The sequence below is a fragment of the Larkinella arboricola genome (assembly GCF_003259745.1).
Lineage (GTDB): Bacteria > Bacteroidota > Bacteroidia > Cytophagales > Spirosomataceae > Larkinella > Larkinella arboricola.
Window position 1 is genome coordinate 53,881 of sequence record NZ_QLMC01000011.1, and the last position, 19,086, is coordinate 72,966.

The window sequence follows — 19,086 nt, forward strand, 5'->3', positions numbered from 1 at the left end:
GCCTGTTTAAACGACCGACCGTTTCAGTTCTTCCCGGATCCGGCTGGCAACGATGCGGTCCTGTCCGGGCTTCAGCATGAAAACCGTAATCCGGATGCTGTCGGGATCTTCCCACGAAATCACTTCGATGGACGGCGAACCTTCCCGGAGCCGCTTGCCCAATTCATCCCGCGACAGCTTAATCACCTTGGGGTCCCAGCCAATTTTCAGCGAAGGGTTGTGGTTGGCAACCGGCGGAATAATCGTTTCGGTATACACGCCCCGGACCGACTTCACTTCTTTCTCAACCAGCGCAATGCTTTTTTCCCAGGTTTCCCAGTCTTTCTTGTGATCGCGCTTGATGTACTGGTCCAGGGCGACCCACATCCCGATGATCTCTTCCTTATTGACTTTATGCCCCCGGGCGATTCCCGAACGCGGGGGAGCGTTCAGCCGGGCAGCTGCAATCAGGTCTTTCCGGCCCATCAGAATCCCGGCGCTCTGCGGTCCCATCATGGCCTTTCCGCCCGAAATACAGGCCAGATCAAACCCCATTTCGTTGAATTTCCACAGGTTTTCGACCGGCGGCACATCGGCGGCAATGTCAATCATGGTAGGGATATTGAGCTCTTTTCCGAGTTTTACCCACTCTTCCTGTTTGATTTTGCCAACCGGCGCTTCCCGGTTCAGGAACCAGAGCAGGGCGGTTTTTTCGTTGACGGCTTTTCGTAATTCCTCAACGGTTTCAACCAGGATGATTTTAACCCCTGTATTGGTCAGGGCGTTATGATAGCCGTTGGCGTGCGTTTTCTGAACAATCACTTCCGATTTCATGCCCGAGCCTTCCAGAAAGGGCAGCTTGGCCGCCTTCTTCGAGTCAATCCCCGTCAGAACGCCCGCCATCCCGATCACCAGCGCCGACCAGCAACCCGCCGTCACCATCGCGGCTTCAGCCCGGCATAATTTTGCAATGCGCTCGCCCACTTTGTCCTGCACATCGTCGAGCATGGCGTACTGCTGCGCACTGCTGTGGATGGCCTGCAACACTTCGGGCGGCATCAGCGAGGCCGTCATGGTTGTATAGTTACCGGCGGCATTGATAAAGGTCCGCAGGCCCAGTTCTTTGAAATAGTCGGGTGTTGCATCGGGTTTTAGGCCTGCGCCCGTCAGGGATTCGGCCGCTCCACCGATAACCGGCAACGCCGAGATGCTTTTCAAAACCTCTCTTCTACGCATGGTCTATTTCGTTTGATTGTACGCTCTAAAATACTTCCTAATCCGTTGGGAGTCTGCTTATTTCTTAAATTTATCCGGTATGATAAACTCGTATCCTTTGGGTGGCCACGGTCCGATGCTCTGGCCCGTGGGCCGGGGGTTGGGCGGTAAAATCGGCGTTATCCCTTTGACGTTGTAGGCAATATTCAGGAAGGGCGTTTTGATTTCTTTCTGCCCGTCTACGGATGAACGAATTCCCATGTCAATCACCCCGCTTGTCAGGAGGGTGCGCTCGACCGGCCCCTGCGGTTTTTCGGTGACGAGAAACTTCTGAATGTTCAGGGTCAGGTAGCTAAAATGGGAGTAGCTCATGCTGTGGTCCAGCACAAACTCCGTGGAAACCACTTTTCCGTCGGCGTGAGCGGCATACGCCCACCCTTCATTGACGTACTCATCCAGCATGACAATGGCGCCTTTCGTACCGTCATTGTATTTGATAATCACTGCTCGCGGTTGTTTCACCAGTTCGCGCATGTTGCCGGTTGCGTGGCCTTTGATGCGGTTACAGGCCGCCGTGACCAGCTCGCCCGATATTTTACCGGCATCGATGGCTTTCCAGACCGAATCGCCAATTAGCCCCTGCACACTGGCTACGCCGGTTTCGCCCCCCGCCCGGCGTTCCACCATGCATTGCAGAATTTCGCAGACGTGAAAACCGTAGGCGTCAAGCGAAGCATACCCAATGGCAACGGCTTCTTTAATTTTGACACCCAGCGGATGCACCAGCAGGGGATCGCGCCAGCAGTAGGGCAGCGAAGACCCGGCCATCATTGGCACCTTCAGTTCCTGAGCCCGGTCGTACACCCACTTGCTGTCGAGCCAGCTATACGCCAGGTGTTTGTCCGTAAAGACCGGAACCGACCGGTTTGACGCATCAAATACCCGGAAAATCTGCTCCAGGTAATTCATGCGCGGGTACATCTTGATACCGTACCGGCTTTTGGGGTATTCGCCGTGTTCGCCCACATAAATGACGGCATCAACGGCTAGTTTGTCCGTTCCCAGCGTCAGGGCCTCCGCAATGGTCGGATAAACCTTGACGTTGTTCATTTTGGCAATGCGCACGCCCGTATCATTGTCGCCAATCTGATCAATCCAGACCGAAACAATTTCCACGTCGGGTTCCACCATGCCGTCATCGGTCGGAATTCCGACAAATAACTTGGTGCCGATGACGTCGGCGTGGGCACTGTTGCGGTACGTATTGGTCAGAAAAGCAATTTTCTTCTTGGGTCCCGCGCCGGTTTTGGGTCCGGTGGTAAAAAAGTCCTCCAGCTTCGTACCGCTTTCGGGGTCCTTATCCCACAAAGGCACTAAGCTCAGGCCCGCAAACCCGATTGATTTTTTCAGAAAGTCTCTACGCTGATTTGTATTTGATTTTTCCACGTTTTTCGGTGATAAAGGGTTAGTCAGCACTTAGAATCCAATGGCGTATCCGTTGCGTCGGGGGTCGGCCCCGCCCATGAGCCAGCCCGATGCGGGGTCGATGGTGACGCCCTGCGCCCCTCCTACCGTCATCGTCCAGTCGCCCAGGCTCGTATCCAGTTTGAAACCCAGTTCTTTCAGGGTCTGGAGCGTTTTCGGCGGTATACGGGTTTCGATGATTAATTCTTTGGCGGGAACGCTGCCCATTTCGTCTTTCCAGCGAAACCGGGGCGCACTGATGGCATCCTGAATGTTCATGCCAAAATCAATGACGTTCATGGCGACCTGGGGCACCGACTGCAAAATCCCGAAGCTGCCCGGCGACCCGACAACCAGGTACGGTTTTCCGTCCTTGTGGAACTGCATCATCCCGCCAATGCACCAGCTAACGCCTTTGCCCGGCTCGAAACTGCTGGCGAGTCCTTTCTGGAGGCTCATCCACTCCAGCGCATTGTTGAACACCAGGCCCGTCTTACCGGCCACATACCCGGAGCCAAAACCGCCCCCGTGGGTTTGGGTAATCACCACCACGTTGCCCCACTTATCCACCGCCGAGAGGCTGGTCGTCGCGTACCGGTATTTGTCGTTGTTGGCAACGTCCATGACCGGCTCCGGACGCAGCAGAAAGGACTGTTTCTTCTGGTTGGCAAACCGTGCTTTCACATTGGCCACCACCTTTTCGCGCTGTTTCTGGATGTATTCGTCCGACAGCAGTTCGTTAACCGGGACCTTCACAAACGCCGGATCACCGATGTATTTATCCGAATCCAGACGGCTCAGGGCGATAGCTTCCATCAGGTGCGCCAGGTATTCGGCGCTGTTGTGGCCCATCTTTTTCACGTCAAACCCTTCCATGATTTTCAGCGTCTGAAGCTGTTGCAGGCCCATGCCCGGCGGAGGGTTGTTGTAAACCGTATACCCGCGGTATTGCACCGAAAGCGGGGTGGTCCACTGCACTTTATCGGGTACGGAGGCCAGGTCTTCGAGGGTGATAAATCCACCGTCTTTTTGAAAAGCCGCAGCAATTTCCCGGGCAATTTCGCCCTTGTAGAACACATCAATACCGTCTTTGGCAATCCGTCGCATCGTTTTCGCCAGCGGTTTGTTGCTAAACTGGTCGCCGACTTTATACCCTGATTTATCCGGTTTGAGGAAGATGGCGGCTGCTTCGGGATGGGGCGCAACCCGCTGCGTGATTCCGTCCCACATGGCCTGATCGTATTCCGTCACCGTCACACCCTGTTCGAGGTATTGAATCGTGGGTTCAAAAACATCTTGGAGGGATTTGGTGCCGAAATCTTTCAGAGCCCGGTTCCAGCCCGCCAGGTTGCCGGGTACCGCCACCGTGCGCGGCCCGATGCCCTCCATCCGGCCCCCGTGCCCGGCGCCGTCGTCAAAGCGGATGATGTCCTTTACTTTTTGAACATCAAAGTTTTTGGGAACCCAGCCGCCAAAAACGAGCGAGCGCACTTTTTTATCTTTGGCGGAATAAAAAAGCATATACCCAACGCCCCCCGTGCCCGACATAAACGGCTCGACGGCATTGAGCGCAGCCGCAGCGGCCACCACGGCATCAATGGCGTTGCCGCCCTTTGCCAGCATTTTCTGACCGGCCAGACTCGCCAGCGGATGAGCGGCCGTAACCATCCCTTCCCGCCCCATAGCTGGTGGCCGCAGGTTTTGTTTAGCCGCCTGAGCCCATACGGTGCCCGCTGAAAACAGCGCAATGAGTATACTCCAGAACAATCCTTTTCTCATCATCGTATCGCTTATTTTAATTCCACAATCATCTCGATTTCAACCGGAATGCCCATCGGCAGCGAACCCATCCCGACGGCCGAACGGGCATGACGGCCATTTTCGCCGAAAATATCCACCATAAGATCCGAGAAGCCGTTGATGACCTGGGGATGTTTATCAAACTCCGGCGTCGCATTCACCATGCCCAGCACTTTCACAATCCGCTTGACTTTGTTCAGATCACCGATGTGCGATTTCAGGGCGCCCAGCAGCGAAATACCGGTTAATCGGGCGGCTTCCTTGCCCTGATCGACGGTCAGTTCCTTACCCACTTTTCCTTTTACGTATTCTCCGTCAGCCTGCACCGGACCATGACCGGATACAAACACCAGTTTGCCCACTGTAACGGCGGTAACGAAGTTCGCAATCGGCTTACCGGGTGCTTTCAGGGTAATACCCAGCTCCTTGATGCGCTTTTCGGGATTGATCGCCGATTGGGCCAGACTGTCCGGTATCGTGAGGGTTAGCAGCAGCAACAGTGAAAAGAAGAATTTCATAACGGTTTTCATGGCACACATCAATTTGGGTTAATAAGGACGTTTACTTTTTCGGGGGTACGGTTTTATACCTCTTCGAAGGGAAATAAAGGAATTCGACGGTTTTTGTGGCCCAGTTGGGTCATGTCGGCCTGGGTAACGCCCGGCGTATTGACCTGCACGACCGTTTGACAAACCGGGGCATACGCGGCCAGCGGAGCAATCACCCCTTTCGCAATCAGGACGTCAAACTGAGCGGGTTCGACTCCGCACGAAAGCAACTGGTTCAGGCTGAACGGTGGGACCCGGCGGGAGGTTATCATAAGCAAACTGCCCTCCCCTACCTCGACAACCACGGTTTTTCCCATCGCGTAATTGACTTGTCCGCCGTGCCGTGCCGCAGCCTCCGTAAAATTGCCGTCGGAAATCGTGACGAGCCGGACCGCTAACGGAAGCTTTTTAACGCCTTCTTTTACCGTTCCCGTAACGCTCAGCTCAAATGAATCGCCGATTGCATGCGACAGGGCCGTCTGAACCGCTTCCGGATCGTACAGGCACACGAAATACCGGAGGGTTTGGGTTGCCAGTAAGCCCTCCAGAATACAGATATTGTTACCCGGACTTCCCCCGCCAATGTTATCCCCCATGTCGAGGAGCAAAACCGGCTTCGGGTTCCGTTCGGCGATTTCCAGCGCCTGAAAAACATCATTTCGGGCACCGACAAAAAACTTCCGGTTTTCGATCAGATACGATTCAAGCTGTTGGCCCACCTCCGTAGCCAGGTCGATCCGGTCGTCGCTGACCACCAGCAACGACGTTCCCATCTCCGGCACATCGGCATAGGGAAAACCGAGTAAGATGCTCAGCGAAAGGATGCCCGGCCTGCTGGCAAGCTCTCCGGCTCGCTTGTACAAGCTCAGGCAAGGCTCCTGGCTGGTAAACTGCTGTTCGATGCTGATTGAAAGGGGGGGCTGGATTAACACCTGCCGGGGCTGCACCTCCCTTTTCAGCATCCGCACCAGAATCCGGGCCGCTTCCTCGCCGGTCTGCCGCATATCCACGTGCGGGTTTTTCTTGTACGACACCAGGCAATTGGTCATTTCCACCATCCGGGGGCTGACGTTGGCGTGCAGATCCAGCGTCCCGACAATGGGCAGATCGGGGCCGACCTGTTGCCGGACCTGCGCCAGCCAGTAGCCGTCCATATCGACCTGATTCTGGCTCACCCCTGCCCCGTGCGGAACCACCAGACAGGCATCCACCGGACCCGCCTGCTTCAGTCCTTCCAACATTTCAGCCAACAGAAAGTCCAGGGTTTGGGCCTCTACCGGTCCGCCCGGCGTGGCTTCGGCAAAAAATACCGGGACGAGTTCAATGCCGGCCTGTTCCAGCACGTCAATCATTCCGCTGATTTCGTGGTGCGCTCCTTCGTATTCTTTCCGGATGGCCTCCCCTTTCAGGTAATGTCCTTTTTTAAAATCGTCCAGGGTGGTAAGACCCTCTACGAAGGTATTGGATTCGTGATAAATACCGACTAATGCAACGCGTAAAGCCATCTGTTTCAAGTGTTAATAAAGCCGCCGGATTCGGTGGTACTGCTACTGTTTTATTCCGCAAACCCCGCTGGATTTACGGTTCGTCCGGAGTCTTTTCCTGTGCTGAACTGCCCCAATAAGAGGCTAGCATGGAAGCGGGCAGACCCATCAGCGGACCGCAGATTGCGGAAGCCAGTCCGAGGGTGCCCACTTTGCCCATGACCTTGGCAATGCCGGAAACCATGCCCGCATTCTGCATTCCGGTCGTGATGGCAATGGTGCGGCAGTCTTTCTCATCAAGCCCCAAAAGCCGTCCTATCCAGTATCCAAAAATGAACCCGGAAATCAGCAGTAACAGAACCGCCACCAGCAGCCGCAGGCCGATGGTTAAAATGCTTTCCCGACCCGATGCGATAATGATGGCGTTGATCAGAATGATGCCCACCATCGAAACATAGGGCATGGCATCCTGCAACCATTTGGCTTTGCCGCTGGTCAGTTTGTTAAAGAGCAAACCGGCCCCAATGGGCAACAGTACCATTTTCATCATGCTCCACAACATACCCAGTACATCAATTTCGATGTAGCCGCCCGCAAACAATTTCATGAGAAACGGGATCAGCAGCGGAGCCATGAGGGTGGTAATCGACGTGATGGTAATGGCCAGCGCCACATTGGCTTTGGCCAGAAAGCTGAATAAACTGGCCGTGACGGACGTAGAAGCACACCCAAGCAAAATCAGGCCAGCTGCGATCTCGGACGGAAAACCCAGGACGTTGGCGAGCACAAAGCTCATCACCGGCATAACGGTATACTGAGCAATGACGCCGACAATGACCGATTTGGGCGACTTCGACAACGCGATAAAATCTTTCACCCCCATCGAACAGCCGGTACCAAACATGATAAGCTGAATCAGCGGGGTGATCAGTGTGGCTAATTCAAAACCGTTTATTTCAAGAAAAAGGCCGGGATAATAAAGCGAAGTGACGGTTACACCCAGAATAAAAACCGTGAAAGCCAGCCCTTTTACCGGCGCAAACCCCCGGAAGGCAATGGACAACAAAACCATGCCTGCCACAAATACCGGCCCGACTTCGGCAAGGTGTCCAATAGACATCTGGTACCCGGTGTACATAAGGCAGCTCAGGGCCACCATTAAAATACCACGGTAAATCAGCACTTTATTCAAATGATTAAGGGTTAGAAGTCAACAAATTACTTTGAAGGCGGTTCATTGCGACCTCAATTATGGGCCATGAACAATCCCGTAAGTCAGTCCTGATTTATATCCTGATTCTGCCGGTAGCTGTCTAGAGCTTAGCCTAAACCATCACCGTTGCCCGTCCACTCCCGCTGTTTATTCAAAAAGAATTTTACCGAAGAATTCGGGCAAATGGAAGTTGGGCTTGGGATGATCAACGAACGACCAGGTCAGCCAGTGGGGGTTACTGGTCCGGCTACCGGTTTTGTAGAAATTCGCTTTCCAGACCGCACCGGGTTTGGGGACGGTTACATTAGAAAACTGTTTTAATACCGAGAAAGGAATCCGGCATTCAATTGTCCAGGTAACCGGCTCACTGCGTTCGGGGTCAATCACTTTCGGCAACGAGTGCGCTATTTCGATTTGGTCGATGCTTTTGGCTTCCAGTTTAGTAAATTCCGTCCACGGTTTGGTGACGTAAAAGATCAGGGGCGTTCCTCCGGCGTTTACCTCCAGATTAAAATAGTGCAGCGGTTTGTCGCTATCCGGCGCAAAGAAGAATTCAACACAGGAGTCTCCGGAAACATTGCCGTTGTATTCCGTCACCGTGCTTTTTACAAACTGATCGTTTACCTTGAAGATCAAATAAATATTATTGTCGTCGTATAACAGCTTGGCTTCCGTTTCCGGTGTGAATTTCGGAATAGCGCCCATGTAGTGTGTGATTTTCACGGATTTGGCCCGCTTCCACTCTTTCTTATCCCACGCGCCATCAATCTTCATCGGTTTTTTCAGTCGGGTGACCCTGTATTCAGATTGGGCCTGCACCAACGTAGCAGCACATGACAGCCATCCAAACAAAAGAGCAGGCAAAAGCCACTTTCGGGATAAAGAGGGAACTAGTAGCTCACCAAAAAAACGATGGTTATTATACAAAATAGTACGCATTATAAATACAAAACCTTACTCTAACCAAAGAATAAAGGTTAATTTTAATGAAAAGCAAATTTATATACCGACCCTGCCACATCCTCGTACTATTTTTCGTTTTTCCGATACAATTTTTTGATGGCCGAAAGCCGTAGTTTGCCGTGGGGTGCCTGCCTCCCTCCCGCTCATCCCCAACCGGTAGATCATCTTCAAGGCAGTTATTATAATTTACCAATAGACCGCCATAAGGCCAGTTCCTGACTAAATCGGTTGTCGATCACCTCGCATTGGGCGTCTATGCGCATCGTGGGGCGACGCTGGAGATTGTAGGCCGGCCAGGCCGGAACATCCTGGGCGGCTGGTTTACCCGTTCGGGCGAAAGTGGTCCATAATTCGGCAAAATGATGAGAAGCCCTAAACCGTTCGGGCCGGTTTCCCCCGAAGAAGCTCTCTTTTGGCTGCGATCCGTCGCGGGGCGGAATTTCGTTGTTGAATTTGAAAGAAATGTCCATGGCGTGGGGTGTACCCATCGGATAATCCGTTCCCGGAATCTTCTTTTCGGATTTATAGCCAAAATTGTACAGATAGACCGGTGCTCCCCCCTGCTTTGCTTTCTTTTCGGCAATGTCTACCGAACCCAGCCCCATCATGGTAATGGAGGAAATGGCCACAAAAATTTGCGGAGCCGTCGCGTTGGGAGAGGCTTTCCGGTAGGTCTCGATAATCGTTGGGGTGTCCGGGCCGTATTGGGGTTCCAGTCTTTTGTGTAACCCTTCAAAGTCCAGGCTGGCGAATTCGGTATCCTTGCGTTCCCAAGCGAAGAACGTGTACTCATCTTCATTCCAGCCCACCAGCAGGGGTTTATTACGGGAGATGGCCGGAGCCGTGGGATCAAAGGGGTGATGGGGCAGCACGAGACCATCGACTACGGGCCCAAAGCCCCCGTAATTCCGGCGCATTGTGCCCTGATTGCGGTTTTTTTCCAGAAAAGGCGGCACAAACGGTAACTTGCCCTGCATCGCCAGCAGTTCCGTCGCGGGAATGTCGAGCAGCTTCCGCCAATCTTTGGGGACGATATTGAACTCTTTCAAAAGCATGGCGGTGGTTTCGGCCGCCGTTTTCCGGGATGTCATCCGCACACCGGGTCCACTTTCGATGGAGGCTTTGTTGAAATAAGGAGCCGCCCCGGGCATCGCATAGAGACAGGAGGTTTTGGCTCCACCGCCCGATTCGCCCCAGATCATCACATTGGCTGGATCACCGCCAAACCGGGCGATGTTATCATGGACCCATTTGAGCCCGTCAACGATGTCAAGCATCCCCATGTTACCGGATCCAGCGTACTCGGCCCCTGCTATTTCATCCAGGTATAAAAAGCCCAGCAACCCTAAGCGGTGGTTGGTTTCGACGACTACCACATCAAAATTCCGGGCCAGATTCGAGCCGTCCTGCCCCGCTGCTGCGCCGGACCCAATGACAAAGCCACCGCCGTGGCTATAAAACATGACCGGACGTTTGCGATTGTCATTGGCGGGTGTCCAGACATTGAGAAACAGGCAATCTTCCGAAGGGGCCGGTTCGTTGCGCCGGGGTGGCTGAATGGCCGGTGCCCCAAACTCCAGTGCATCGCGTACGCCCGTCCAGGGCTGGAGTTGGGCAGGCCGACGAAACCGCCGATCTCCAGACGTTCGACCTGCGTAGGGAATGCCTCTGAAAAGGTTCACTCCGTCTTTGCGCATCCCCCGCAGTCGGCCGTGGCTGGTATCTGTTATGACAAACTCATCGGCATTGCCCGCGAAAGAAAAGCCAGACCGGGGAAGTGTCATGGCTGCTGTGGTAAGCGCAAGTTGGGAGAGAAAACGGCGTCGGCCCGTGGGATTCATAAAAGCAAGGCTTGAGTAATGGTAAGGGTAATGTCGGCAAGACGGCAAGGAGATAACATAAAAAAATGCCCGGAAAATCTAATTGTTCTTTCCTGCTTTGTGATAAGAAAAGTTTATCAATAATCTACTTTTATCCATGTTGGGTTCGACGTAAGCACTATGTGATCAGAAATCCAGCCTACCTCTTTATCGAAACTGCCAACGGCGTAAGAAGGGTGTTTCCCAAAAGTAGCAGGAGTTGACTCATTTGTGACAGGCTTTGCTGGCGAAGAGGGCGACCTTTGATTCAACAAAACGGAACAACAACATTTAAATAATAAACGCCATGAAAGCCATACTGAACACCCTGCTCGTCGCCCTGACCTTAACTGCTGCCAGCTTCAACGTTGCTCAGGCCGATCCCAACAAACCCAAGAAAGCAGCCGCTTTTCAGAGCGGTATCCACACCACGGCCGAAGGCAAACTCCAGGTAGCCGTCCAGAAAGAAACGAGCAGTGCGGTGGTGGTTCAGCTGTTGAATGCGAACGGTCAGGAGGTGTTTGCCCAACAGATCGGCAAACGGCAGGAAGCGGTACGTCTGCGGATGGATGTAAGCAATTTGCCCGACGGGGTGTATCAGGTAGCCATCAGCAACGGGGTGGAAACGACCACCAAAGACGTGACGCTTTCGACTAAACAGCCGGTGGCTCCTCCCCGACTGGTAGCCGTTAATTAATTCAGGGAATAACCAGTCACATGAAACAGTAACAACAGATTTAATGAAACAGGAAGGCTGATCTGGTCCAGGGTCAGCCTTTTTGCTGGTTCGTTTGGGGCAGTCAATCAACCGCACTCGGTGGGTGAAGTGGTGAGTATTACAAAGAGACAATTCGTTCTCGAAAAAACCGGTTCTTCTGAGCGGATGTTCGTTAACGGTCTCAGAAGGGAAAGAAACGAACAGCTTACCTTATTGTAATCTCGGCCTCAACTGTTTACTTTTATAGTAAATAAATGAGGTTATTCATTATGTTCTAAATCCCATCTTTCAAGCCTTAGCCTGCTATACAAATTACACATCCATATATACGGTTTTTACGCTTTTCGAGTGGTGTATTTAATGTTGCCAGATTGACAACATTAGGTGTGGACATCTTGCGAAGTGAAATGTTGCCAATCTGGCAACATTTCAAATAGTCGTTTTTACCGCTTTAAGTAGCGCTATCAGCTCATCACAATCCTGTTGGAACGTGGGTGAGGAGGGATTTAAAGCAGCAGCTCGTTTTGCAATTTCCCTGACCGCTTTTTTCGGCTCATCCGATTTAGTAGCGGGCTTTGTCGGAGTGACAATCGGCAAGGTTGCCGTTTCCTGAAAGGTCAATACATCGTTCAACGACAGGGGAGGAGCATCAGTCGGTAATGTGCGCCCTACCGACTGAATCAATTCCTTGGGTAGCTTTTGCTTTCCTTTTAAGATATTCTGTTTGAGTTCAGGCGTCAACTTGTCAAGCCCCTCCGAGTATTCACGATCCCGGTGAATCGTTCGGGGAGAAACCCCAAACTCTTTTGCCAGCCGGTCCTGGGTACGCTGGGCTATGGTCGATTCCGACAGCTCCTGATCGGCCGACGTAGTATCCTGTATGGGCCGACCAGCCGACTGCCGCTCGTTTCGATATTTCAGACCGCGCAGATAAGACATCTGCTCCGGCGTAAGGTTTCGGCGGCCCAGTTGATTATCAATCATAAAGTCGCGTACGCTCTGGAGCGTTGGAAAATCACGCAACGCAATCTTAAAATCAAGGCCCTTCTCTACGCAGATCTCATGACGATTGTGGCCATCAATGAGTATATTCAGCGGTGTACCGTCGTCGGTTCCGTCAATGACACCCCGTGAAGTCTGCCAGATTAGTAACGGTTCCCGGCAGCCGTCTTTAAGAATATTACTTTTCAGTTGCTCATATTCGGTAACTTGCAGCGGAGGTATAAGGCTCTTAAACTCGGGCAGGATCGTGATGTTGGCCTTAACCTCGTCGAGCATATTTTGCATAAGGTTAGCCGAATTTCGGTGCAGCACCGGCGGCTCGCCGGAAGCAGTGATAAACTTTTTCATAAGAAGTTAAGCGGGGTGTTTGGCCACTACTTCGTCAGCCAACGCCTGATAATCCACAGCGCCCGTGGACGACGGTTTATAGTCAAAAATATCTTGTCCTACGTATTGCGATTCTGCCAGGGCGATGTTCTGCCGGATTTCTGTTTTGAAAAAGGGCTGTCCTTTTAAGTCATTCCGAACCTGGGACATTAATTCCCGGTGCAGAACAAGCTGCTGACTCACTTGTGCCATAACAATTCCTTCGATGCCCAGCCTTGGATTGAATGAATCCTTAATATCCTGGATCAGTTCAAGCAGGTTGTACATTCCTTTGACGGCTGATGCTTCCGGTTCAAGTACCACCAGCGCAGCCGTAGACGCTACCAGGGCCGAGTAGGTAAAAATATTGAGGGAAGGAGGACAATCGATCAGTACATAGTCATACTGCGTTAGGAGGGGAGCCAGCACGTTCCGAAAACGCAGGACACCACTGGGGGTCTTGATCAATTCCGCTTCAGCTCTGGACAGTTCCAGATCACTCGGCACCAGGTGGTAATTTTCTTTCAGTCGCAAAACCGGCATGGGCACGCTCTGCGTCAGCGCCTGCAAAAGCTGCTGCTGCGGGTTATGTACCCCCAGACTCTGCGAAAGATTGCCCTGGGAATCCATGTCAATCAACAACACGGACTGACCGCGATTGACCAGCCCCTTGCCCAGGTTTATGGTCGTTGTTGTTTTTCCCACCCCTCCTTTATGATTGACTATGGCTAATACCGTGGCCCTACGGTTCAGGAAATCTTCAATACCGTATTGTAAAAGCACGGGCTCAAGTGCCTTCAGGTGCGATTCCGTCAAGGTCCGTTGGCCATTCATGGCTTTTGTCAGCGTCCCGGTTGGCAGCCCCGCTTCCTTATTTAAACCCGAGTGTGATAGGGTTTGCTTTCTTTTCAGGAATTTATAAACCTCTTCGTGTGTCAGCATGTACATAAAGGGGAAATAGTCGCCCTAAATTTAAGCCAAGAGACGGTATTTAACTATCATCAGGTATAAATTTATACCAAAAATTAGATCAATACCAAGCACGAGTCTACATAATAGTGTCTGAAAATAGTTTTAATTAACCGCTGAACACTTACTTTCGCATAGCTAGTTAGCTAATTCTTTTTGTGGACGTATTGACGAACCCCTGATATTTTGAGTCATAACCCTGAACGAGTGTCCTTAACGATGATAAATAAAACGGCTATCCTGTTCACCGGCTCGGTCCTGATCCTAGTCAGTTGTCGCAACCAGCAACAGGAACAACAATTATTGCAGAGAGAGCAGGCATTACTGGAAAAAGAAAAACAATTTGCTCTCAAAGAAGCAGACTATCAGGCGCTGACTAAAATGCGGGACAGCCTGATTGCGGTGCGTGATACCGGAATACAGCTTGGCGCCTGGCCCCAGATTCCGGCCGGTCCGTGGAGCAGCCGGGAGATTTGCACCGAATCGACCTGTTCGGATTACGCCATCGGCGACCAGCGGTCGGATACCTGGGAGTTTAGCAGTGATTCCACACAGCGGGCGGCCAAGGTGATCAGTAACAACAGACTGGTGCGTGTCTACACAGCCCAGTACGCCAATAATGCGCTTAAGCTGAGCTTCAAAACCGACTCCTCAGCCAGCAAACGGGTTGAAATGAGTATACTACTCAATGAAATCAGTCCCACTAAAATGAAAGGAGTGCGCACCGTTACGGTCGATAATCAATGCAACGCCACATTTACGGTTGAACTAAGCCGCATCTCCACCAATGAGTAACCGATCATGATTATACTGAGTTTGCTAAGTTTATCGCTGCCACTGGAAGACCCCGTGTTAAAATTTCTGGTGGTGCTGATCATTATCCTGGGGGCCCCAATCCTGCTTAACAAAATAAAAGTACCTCACCTGTTGGGACTCATCATGGCCGGTGCCATCGTCGGACCGAATGGATTCAATATACTAGCCCGCGACAGCAGCATAGTTGTAACCGGTACGACCGGTCTGCTGTACATCATGTTTCTGGCCGGGCTTGAGATTGATATGGGGGATTTTAAACGAAACAAGTGGAAAAGCCTCACGTTTGGTTTGTATACGTTTACAATCCCCCTGTTGCTGGGCTTTCTGGGCGGGTATTACCTGCTGGGCTTTTCACCGCTGACGGCTATCTTGTTTGCCAGTCTGTTTTCCTCCCATACCCTGATTTCTTACCCGTTGGTCAGCCGAATGGGTATTGCCAAGAATCTGGCGGTCAACATCACCGTAGGCGGAACGATGATTACCGACATTCTGGCGCTTTTGGTGCTAGCCATTTCGGTAGGAATGGCCAAAGGCGAGGTGGGCAGTGAATTCTGGATCAGGCTCTCGGTATCGGTCGTGGCTTTTGGGTTAGTCGTGTTACTGCTTTTTCCGGTAATTGGCCGGTGGTTTTTCAAGAAAGTAAACGATAAGATTTCCCAGTACATTTTTGTGCTGGTGATGATCTACCTGGCGGCCCTGCTGGCAGAACTGGCGGGAGTAGAGGCAATCATCGGGGCCTTTCTGGCGGGTCTGGCCCTTAACCGGCTCATTCCTCATACCTCCTCGCTGATGAACCGGGTGGACTTTGTGGGCAATGCCCTGTTTATCCCCTTCTTTCTGATTAGCGTCGGGATGCTCATTGATTTTTCGGTATTTTTCAAGAGTCTGGAAACCATCAAAGTGGCGGCCCTGATGACCGTTGTCGCCATCGGAGCCAAATACCTGGCGGCTGTTGTCACCAAAAAAACATTTCGGTTGCGCCGGGAAGAGGGGGGACTCATTTTCGGCCTTAGTTCGGCTTCCGCAGCGGCCACCCTGGCAGCGGTTCTGGTGGGTTACAACATTATTATTTCGGAAACCGAAACCGGTGAACCCGTGCGGCTTCTAAACGAACACGTGCTCAACGGCAGTATCCTGATGATCCTGGTTTCCTGTACGGTTTCATCGTTTGTGTCGCTGGCAAACGCCCAGAAAATCGCCGATGCTAACCACGAAGATACCGTAGCCAGTAACAACTTGGAAGAAGAACGGATCCTGCTGGCGGTTAATTATCCGGAAACCGTGGAGAGAATGGTGAATCTGGCCCTGATCATAAAGGCCAAAACCAACACCGACCGCCTGTTGGCCCTGAATGTCATCAACGAGGAGAAAAAGGAATCATCCGAAAAAAATGCCGAAAAAATCCTGCATAATGCCGTGCAGATGGCTTCGGCGGCCGATGTAAGTCTCCAACCGCTAACCCGCTACGACAATGATGTGATCAACGGCATCAACAATGTAATCAAGGAGAAAAAAGTCACCGATTTGCTCATTGGGCTGGAGGGCAGTAAAGGCTTTTCGCCTTCGTTTGTCTACAATCTCTACAACGGGTATTTACAGAATGAGAATACGACGGTGCTGGTCTACCACGCGGTGCAGCCCATCTCAACCATTAAACGGCATATCGTCGTGTTGCCACCCCGATCGCAGCATGAGCCGGGATTCTTTCCTGCCCTGCTCAGAATCTGGAACATCGCCCGCAATTCCCGGGCAAAACTAAGTTTTTACGCCGATTCGGCTACGCTGGATGTGCTTCAGAAGATTATTCGAAAAGTAACGATTGAAGCCGATTTTACACCCATCCGCAACTGGAAGGATATGGCGCGGGCGGCTCAATCCCTGAATCCGAATGAAGGGCTGATCTTGCTGATGGCGAAACGCAATACGGGTGCCTATTTACCCGAAATGCGGTTTATTCCGGATATGCTGAATCTCCAGTTTGGCGACAAAAATTATCTACTGGTTTTCCCGCACACCAACAAACCGGAAGAGTATACGGAAGAGCGTTCCGTGAACAATCACGACGATTTTGTTGAAATCGGAAACATCATTGGAAAGCTGTTTGGGTAGATTTTCCGGGGTGACTTCGCACAATTTGGATACGATAGCGTAACAAGAAAGCCGGTTCGTGCGCACGAACCGGCTTTCTTGTTACCTACGAAGTGAACTCATCAGGGCGTTTTGATCAATTTCATGCGCTGGGCACCCGGCCCCTGACCAATCTGGAGGATGTATAAGCCCGGCGCCAGATGCTGACCCGGCTGAATCAGATGTTTTCCTGTCGGCAGATCGTCTCGCTCCCAAACCTTTCGACCCGTGTGGTCATAAATAAAAACGGGCCGCTTGCCTGCGGAGCTTTCCCGAAGCTGTAGGGTAAACGATTCGGAGAACGGATTGGGATAATACAGCACCGTCAGACCGGCGCTTTCTGCCTGGGCTTCCAGGCCGGCCCGACCTGCTGGCGCCTGACTGATCACGCTGAAGCTCACGGTTAGCGCCCGGCCTGCCGTTCCGCTGCCTTTAGCATCAGGGAAAGGCGTCGCTGACAGGCTGTAACTCCCCACGGTAGGGGTCCAGGGCCGGTAGTCGCCGTCGGAATCCGCAAACAAGGCATAAGGTGCCCCCACTTCGTTCTGCGTACGGTTTTGTTTGCCGCTGAGTACCAGTTTCACCGAGCCTACCGGCCCCGCACCGGTATTCGCCCGGATGTTGAGGTTTCGCGTTGGCAGGGTGGCCAGATTCAACTGCGCACCGTCGGTGAGCTCCTGAATTTCTCCATCCGTGTCCGCATTCATCAGGGTAAATGAAGTGACCGCCAAAGCCGCTGTTTCTGCCTGACTGACCACCAGCGTAAACGTTTCTTCGTCGGTTGCCTGCTGGCTATCGGTCGCCCGCACGGTGATGGGGTAACGGCCCACATCGCCGGAGCCGGGGGCAAACGTCAGCACATTATTGTTCAACTGGGCAAATTCCGGCAGATTCAGGGCGGTAATCGTCACGGCATCCCCGTCGGTATCACTCGCCGAAAGGGGCACAGTTAACGTGCTACCCGCCTGGACGGCCTGCTCGCCAATTGGCGACAGCACCGGCGGGGCGTTGGTGGCCGCAGCCATTACTTCAATCGCCGAAACTTTCGCATTGTTGAGCACACTCTCAAAATCGATGGTCAGCATACCATCCCTAACCGCCACGGTAAAGCGCTCCTGAACGGCTTTCCAGGCACCGCCTGCCCTGGCGAAAATGTCATACCCGGTCAGCATGCGCTGGCCTTCCATATCGACATGGAACGTGCGCTGATTACTATCCGAAGCGTAGATTTCGGCAAAATGCAGTACCACCGTGTAGGAGCCGTTGGTGACCGGGAAGTTGTAGGAAAAATTGCCATAGCGTTCACTGAGGTAGAGCGTATCCTGAGCCGAATTGGTAATATCCCCCGAACGGGTATAGAGACTGCCCCCGCTCGCATAATTATCCGCACTAAAGACGGTGCCCTCTGAAGTCGTGAAGCTGCTCCCGCCCGCATTCACACGGTACAGGGTTTGGGGAACGGGGTCCGGTTGAGTTAGTTGGCTCGCCCGCAGGAGAACGACCCAATCCTGATCCGCCGAATTGGGGGGATTGCCAATTGACTTACTGCCGCCACCCGAAATAGTGCGAACCGTACCGGATTGCAAGTCTCCGCCGTTGCGGGGATCATACCACTGCACGGTATAGCGGCCCCCCTCCGTATTGATCTGGGAAGTGCCACCCTTTTTTAAATAAATTATATACACTTTCCCTTCCTGACCGATCACCCAACCATTGTTGACGTTGTTGAGGGGCTTGCTATCGGCCAGCGGTACATAAGTGCGGAAGAAATCCAGGGCGTAGCGGGTAAAGCGGTACATCTTAGCGCGTGAGCGGAAATCTTCGGCGGCCAGGTCGGTTTCGCCCGTATTGCCGCCAAAGTAATATTCAACCCCGGTGCCACCACCCATCAGGTTGCCCCAAAGTGCTTCTTTGCGCATATCATCCTGATTATCCGCAACATTGCCGCGCTTGCCTGCGTAATTTGCATCAGTGGACACCCCCACGGAATTCTGCTCGTCGTTGGCTACGACCCACTTCTTACCCGCATTGGCCGACTTTTCCACCCATTCCCGCGTCTCCTTATAGACGTTATTCCAGTCGGTCTGGATAGAAACACCTGTCAAATCAGAGGCACTGCCCAGCAACGGCGTGTAGACAGCCGCTTGCTCTTTCACATTGGTATGCAGCACAATGTGATGGTTGTAGGGGTCGGTCGCATTCACATAAGCGGCCATGTCCTTGCGCTGCTGGTCGGTGTATGTAGTCAAGTAAAAGTGGACAACTAAGGGGGAAAAGAGAGGAGACAAATGTTTAACTTGTTTCACTCAAACTTCCTTACTTATGTCCCATTCTGCTAAAGCCTCCTCGGCAAAACGTCCTCAGACACCTACCACTGCCGAGCGCAAACCAGCTCTCTCTATTATCAAAGACATTCAGCGACAAACCCGACGCCAGTATACGGCTGAAGAAAAAATCCGCATCGTTCTGGAAGGCCTGCAAGGCGAACAGTCGGTCGCTGAAATTTGTCGGCGAGAAGGGCTTAACACCAACGTTTATTACCGCTGGAGCAAGGAATTCTTGG

15 protein-coding genes are annotated in these 19,086 nt (G+C 52.4%); 4 read left to right on the top strand and 11 right to left on the bottom strand.

Annotated elements, in window-relative coordinates; translation table 11 throughout:
• Positions 1–6 precede the first annotated feature (6 nt).
• From LX87_RS26995 to LX87_RS27030, 8 genes are all read right to left on the bottom strand, one after another.
• On the bottom strand, positions 7–1,215 hold the full coding sequence (locus LX87_RS26995) for an aminotransferase class V-fold PLP-dependent enzyme (protein WP_111631432.1): 1,209 nt from the start codon (positions 1,213–1,215) through the stop codon (positions 7–9).
• A 57-nt stretch (positions 1,216–1,272) separates the two neighbouring features.
• Positions 1,273–2,640 carry a hypothetical protein gene (locus LX87_RS27000; protein ID WP_111631433.1) on the bottom strand — a complete coding sequence of 456 codons (1,368 nt, stop codon included), beginning with the start codon at positions 2,638–2,640 and terminating at the stop codon, positions 1,273–1,275.
• A 30-nt stretch (positions 2,641–2,670) separates the two neighbouring features.
• Entirely contained in the window at positions 2,671–4,440 is a 1,770-nt protein-coding gene (gene ggt / locus LX87_RS27005) for a gamma-glutamyltransferase (RefSeq protein WP_111631434.1), read from the bottom strand.
• 8 nt (positions 4,441–4,448) lie between these two features.
• Positions 4,449–4,976 (bottom strand): RidA family protein, encoded by a 528-nt coding sequence (locus LX87_RS27010; protein WP_229310838.1) that lies wholly within the window; start codon positions 4,974–4,976, stop codon positions 4,449–4,451.
• A gap of 65 nt (positions 4,977–5,041) precedes the next feature.
• Complete coding sequence (locus LX87_RS27015; protein WP_111631436.1) at positions 5,042–6,511, bottom strand: M81 family metallopeptidase; 1,470 nt, start codon at positions 6,509–6,511, stop codon at positions 5,042–5,044.
• A 73-nt stretch (positions 6,512–6,584) separates the two neighbouring features.
• The gene (locus tag LX87_RS27020) at positions 6,585–7,610 is read right to left on the bottom strand and encodes a bile acid:sodium symporter family protein (RefSeq protein ID WP_229310839.1); all 1,026 of its coding nucleotides are present in this window, start codon (positions 7,608–7,610) and stop codon (positions 6,585–6,587) included.
• Positions 7,611–7,850: 240 nt separating this feature from the next.
• Positions 7,851–8,477, bottom strand: a complete 627-nt coding sequence (locus LX87_RS27025) for a carbohydrate-binding family 9-like protein (RefSeq protein WP_229310840.1) — start codon at positions 8,475–8,477, stop codon at positions 7,851–7,853.
• A 368-nt stretch (positions 8,478–8,845) separates the two neighbouring features.
• Positions 8,846–10,450, bottom strand: coding sequence for a carboxylesterase/lipase family protein (locus LX87_RS27030; RefSeq protein ID WP_229310841.1), 1,605 nt, complete (start codon positions 10,448–10,450; stop codon positions 8,846–8,848).
• 382 nt (positions 10,451–10,832) lie between these two features.
• Between LX87_RS27030 and LX87_RS27035 the strand changes: the two genes are divergently transcribed.
• Positions 10,833–11,222, top strand: a complete 390-nt coding sequence (locus tag LX87_RS27035) for a T9SS type A sorting domain-containing protein (RefSeq protein ID WP_111631439.1) — start codon at positions 10,833–10,835, stop codon at positions 11,220–11,222.
• 450 nt (positions 11,223–11,672) lie between these two features.
• On the opposite strand, the gene LX87_RS27040 is transcribed toward LX87_RS27035, so the two are convergent.
• On the bottom strand, positions 11,673–12,593 hold the full coding sequence (locus LX87_RS27040; RefSeq protein ID WP_111631440.1) for a hypothetical protein: 921 nt from the start codon (positions 12,591–12,593) through the stop codon (positions 11,673–11,675).
• Positions 12,594–12,599: 6 nt separating this feature from the next.
• Positions 12,600–13,553, bottom strand: coding sequence for a ParA family protein (locus LX87_RS27045; protein ID WP_111631447.1), 954 nt, complete (start codon positions 13,551–13,553; stop codon positions 12,600–12,602).
• 246 nt (positions 13,554–13,799) lie between these two features.
• On the opposite strand from LX87_RS27045, the gene LX87_RS27050 reads away from it, so the two are divergent.
• Positions 13,800–14,375: a hypothetical protein gene (locus LX87_RS27050; protein WP_111631441.1), complete on the top strand. Its 576-nt coding sequence runs from the start codon at positions 13,800–13,802 to the stop codon at positions 14,373–14,375.
• A 6-nt stretch (positions 14,376–14,381) separates the two neighbouring features.
• On the top strand, positions 14,382–16,505 hold the full coding sequence (locus LX87_RS27055; RefSeq protein ID WP_111631442.1) for a cation:proton antiporter: 2,124 nt from the start codon (positions 14,382–14,384) through the stop codon (positions 16,503–16,505).
• Positions 16,506–16,606: 101 nt separating this feature from the next.
• Here LX87_RS27055 and LX87_RS27060 read toward each other — a convergent pair whose 3' ends face one another.
• Complete coding sequence (locus LX87_RS27060; protein ID WP_146624576.1) at positions 16,607–18,772, bottom strand: malectin domain-containing carbohydrate-binding protein; 2,166 nt, start codon at positions 18,770–18,772, stop codon at positions 16,607–16,609.
• Positions 18,773–18,845: 73 nt separating this feature from the next.
• On the opposite strand from LX87_RS27060, the gene LX87_RS27065 reads away from it, so the two are divergent.
• The coding region (locus LX87_RS27065) for a transposase (protein WP_146624577.1) at positions 18,846–19,086 on the top strand (241 nt) is incomplete at its 3' end.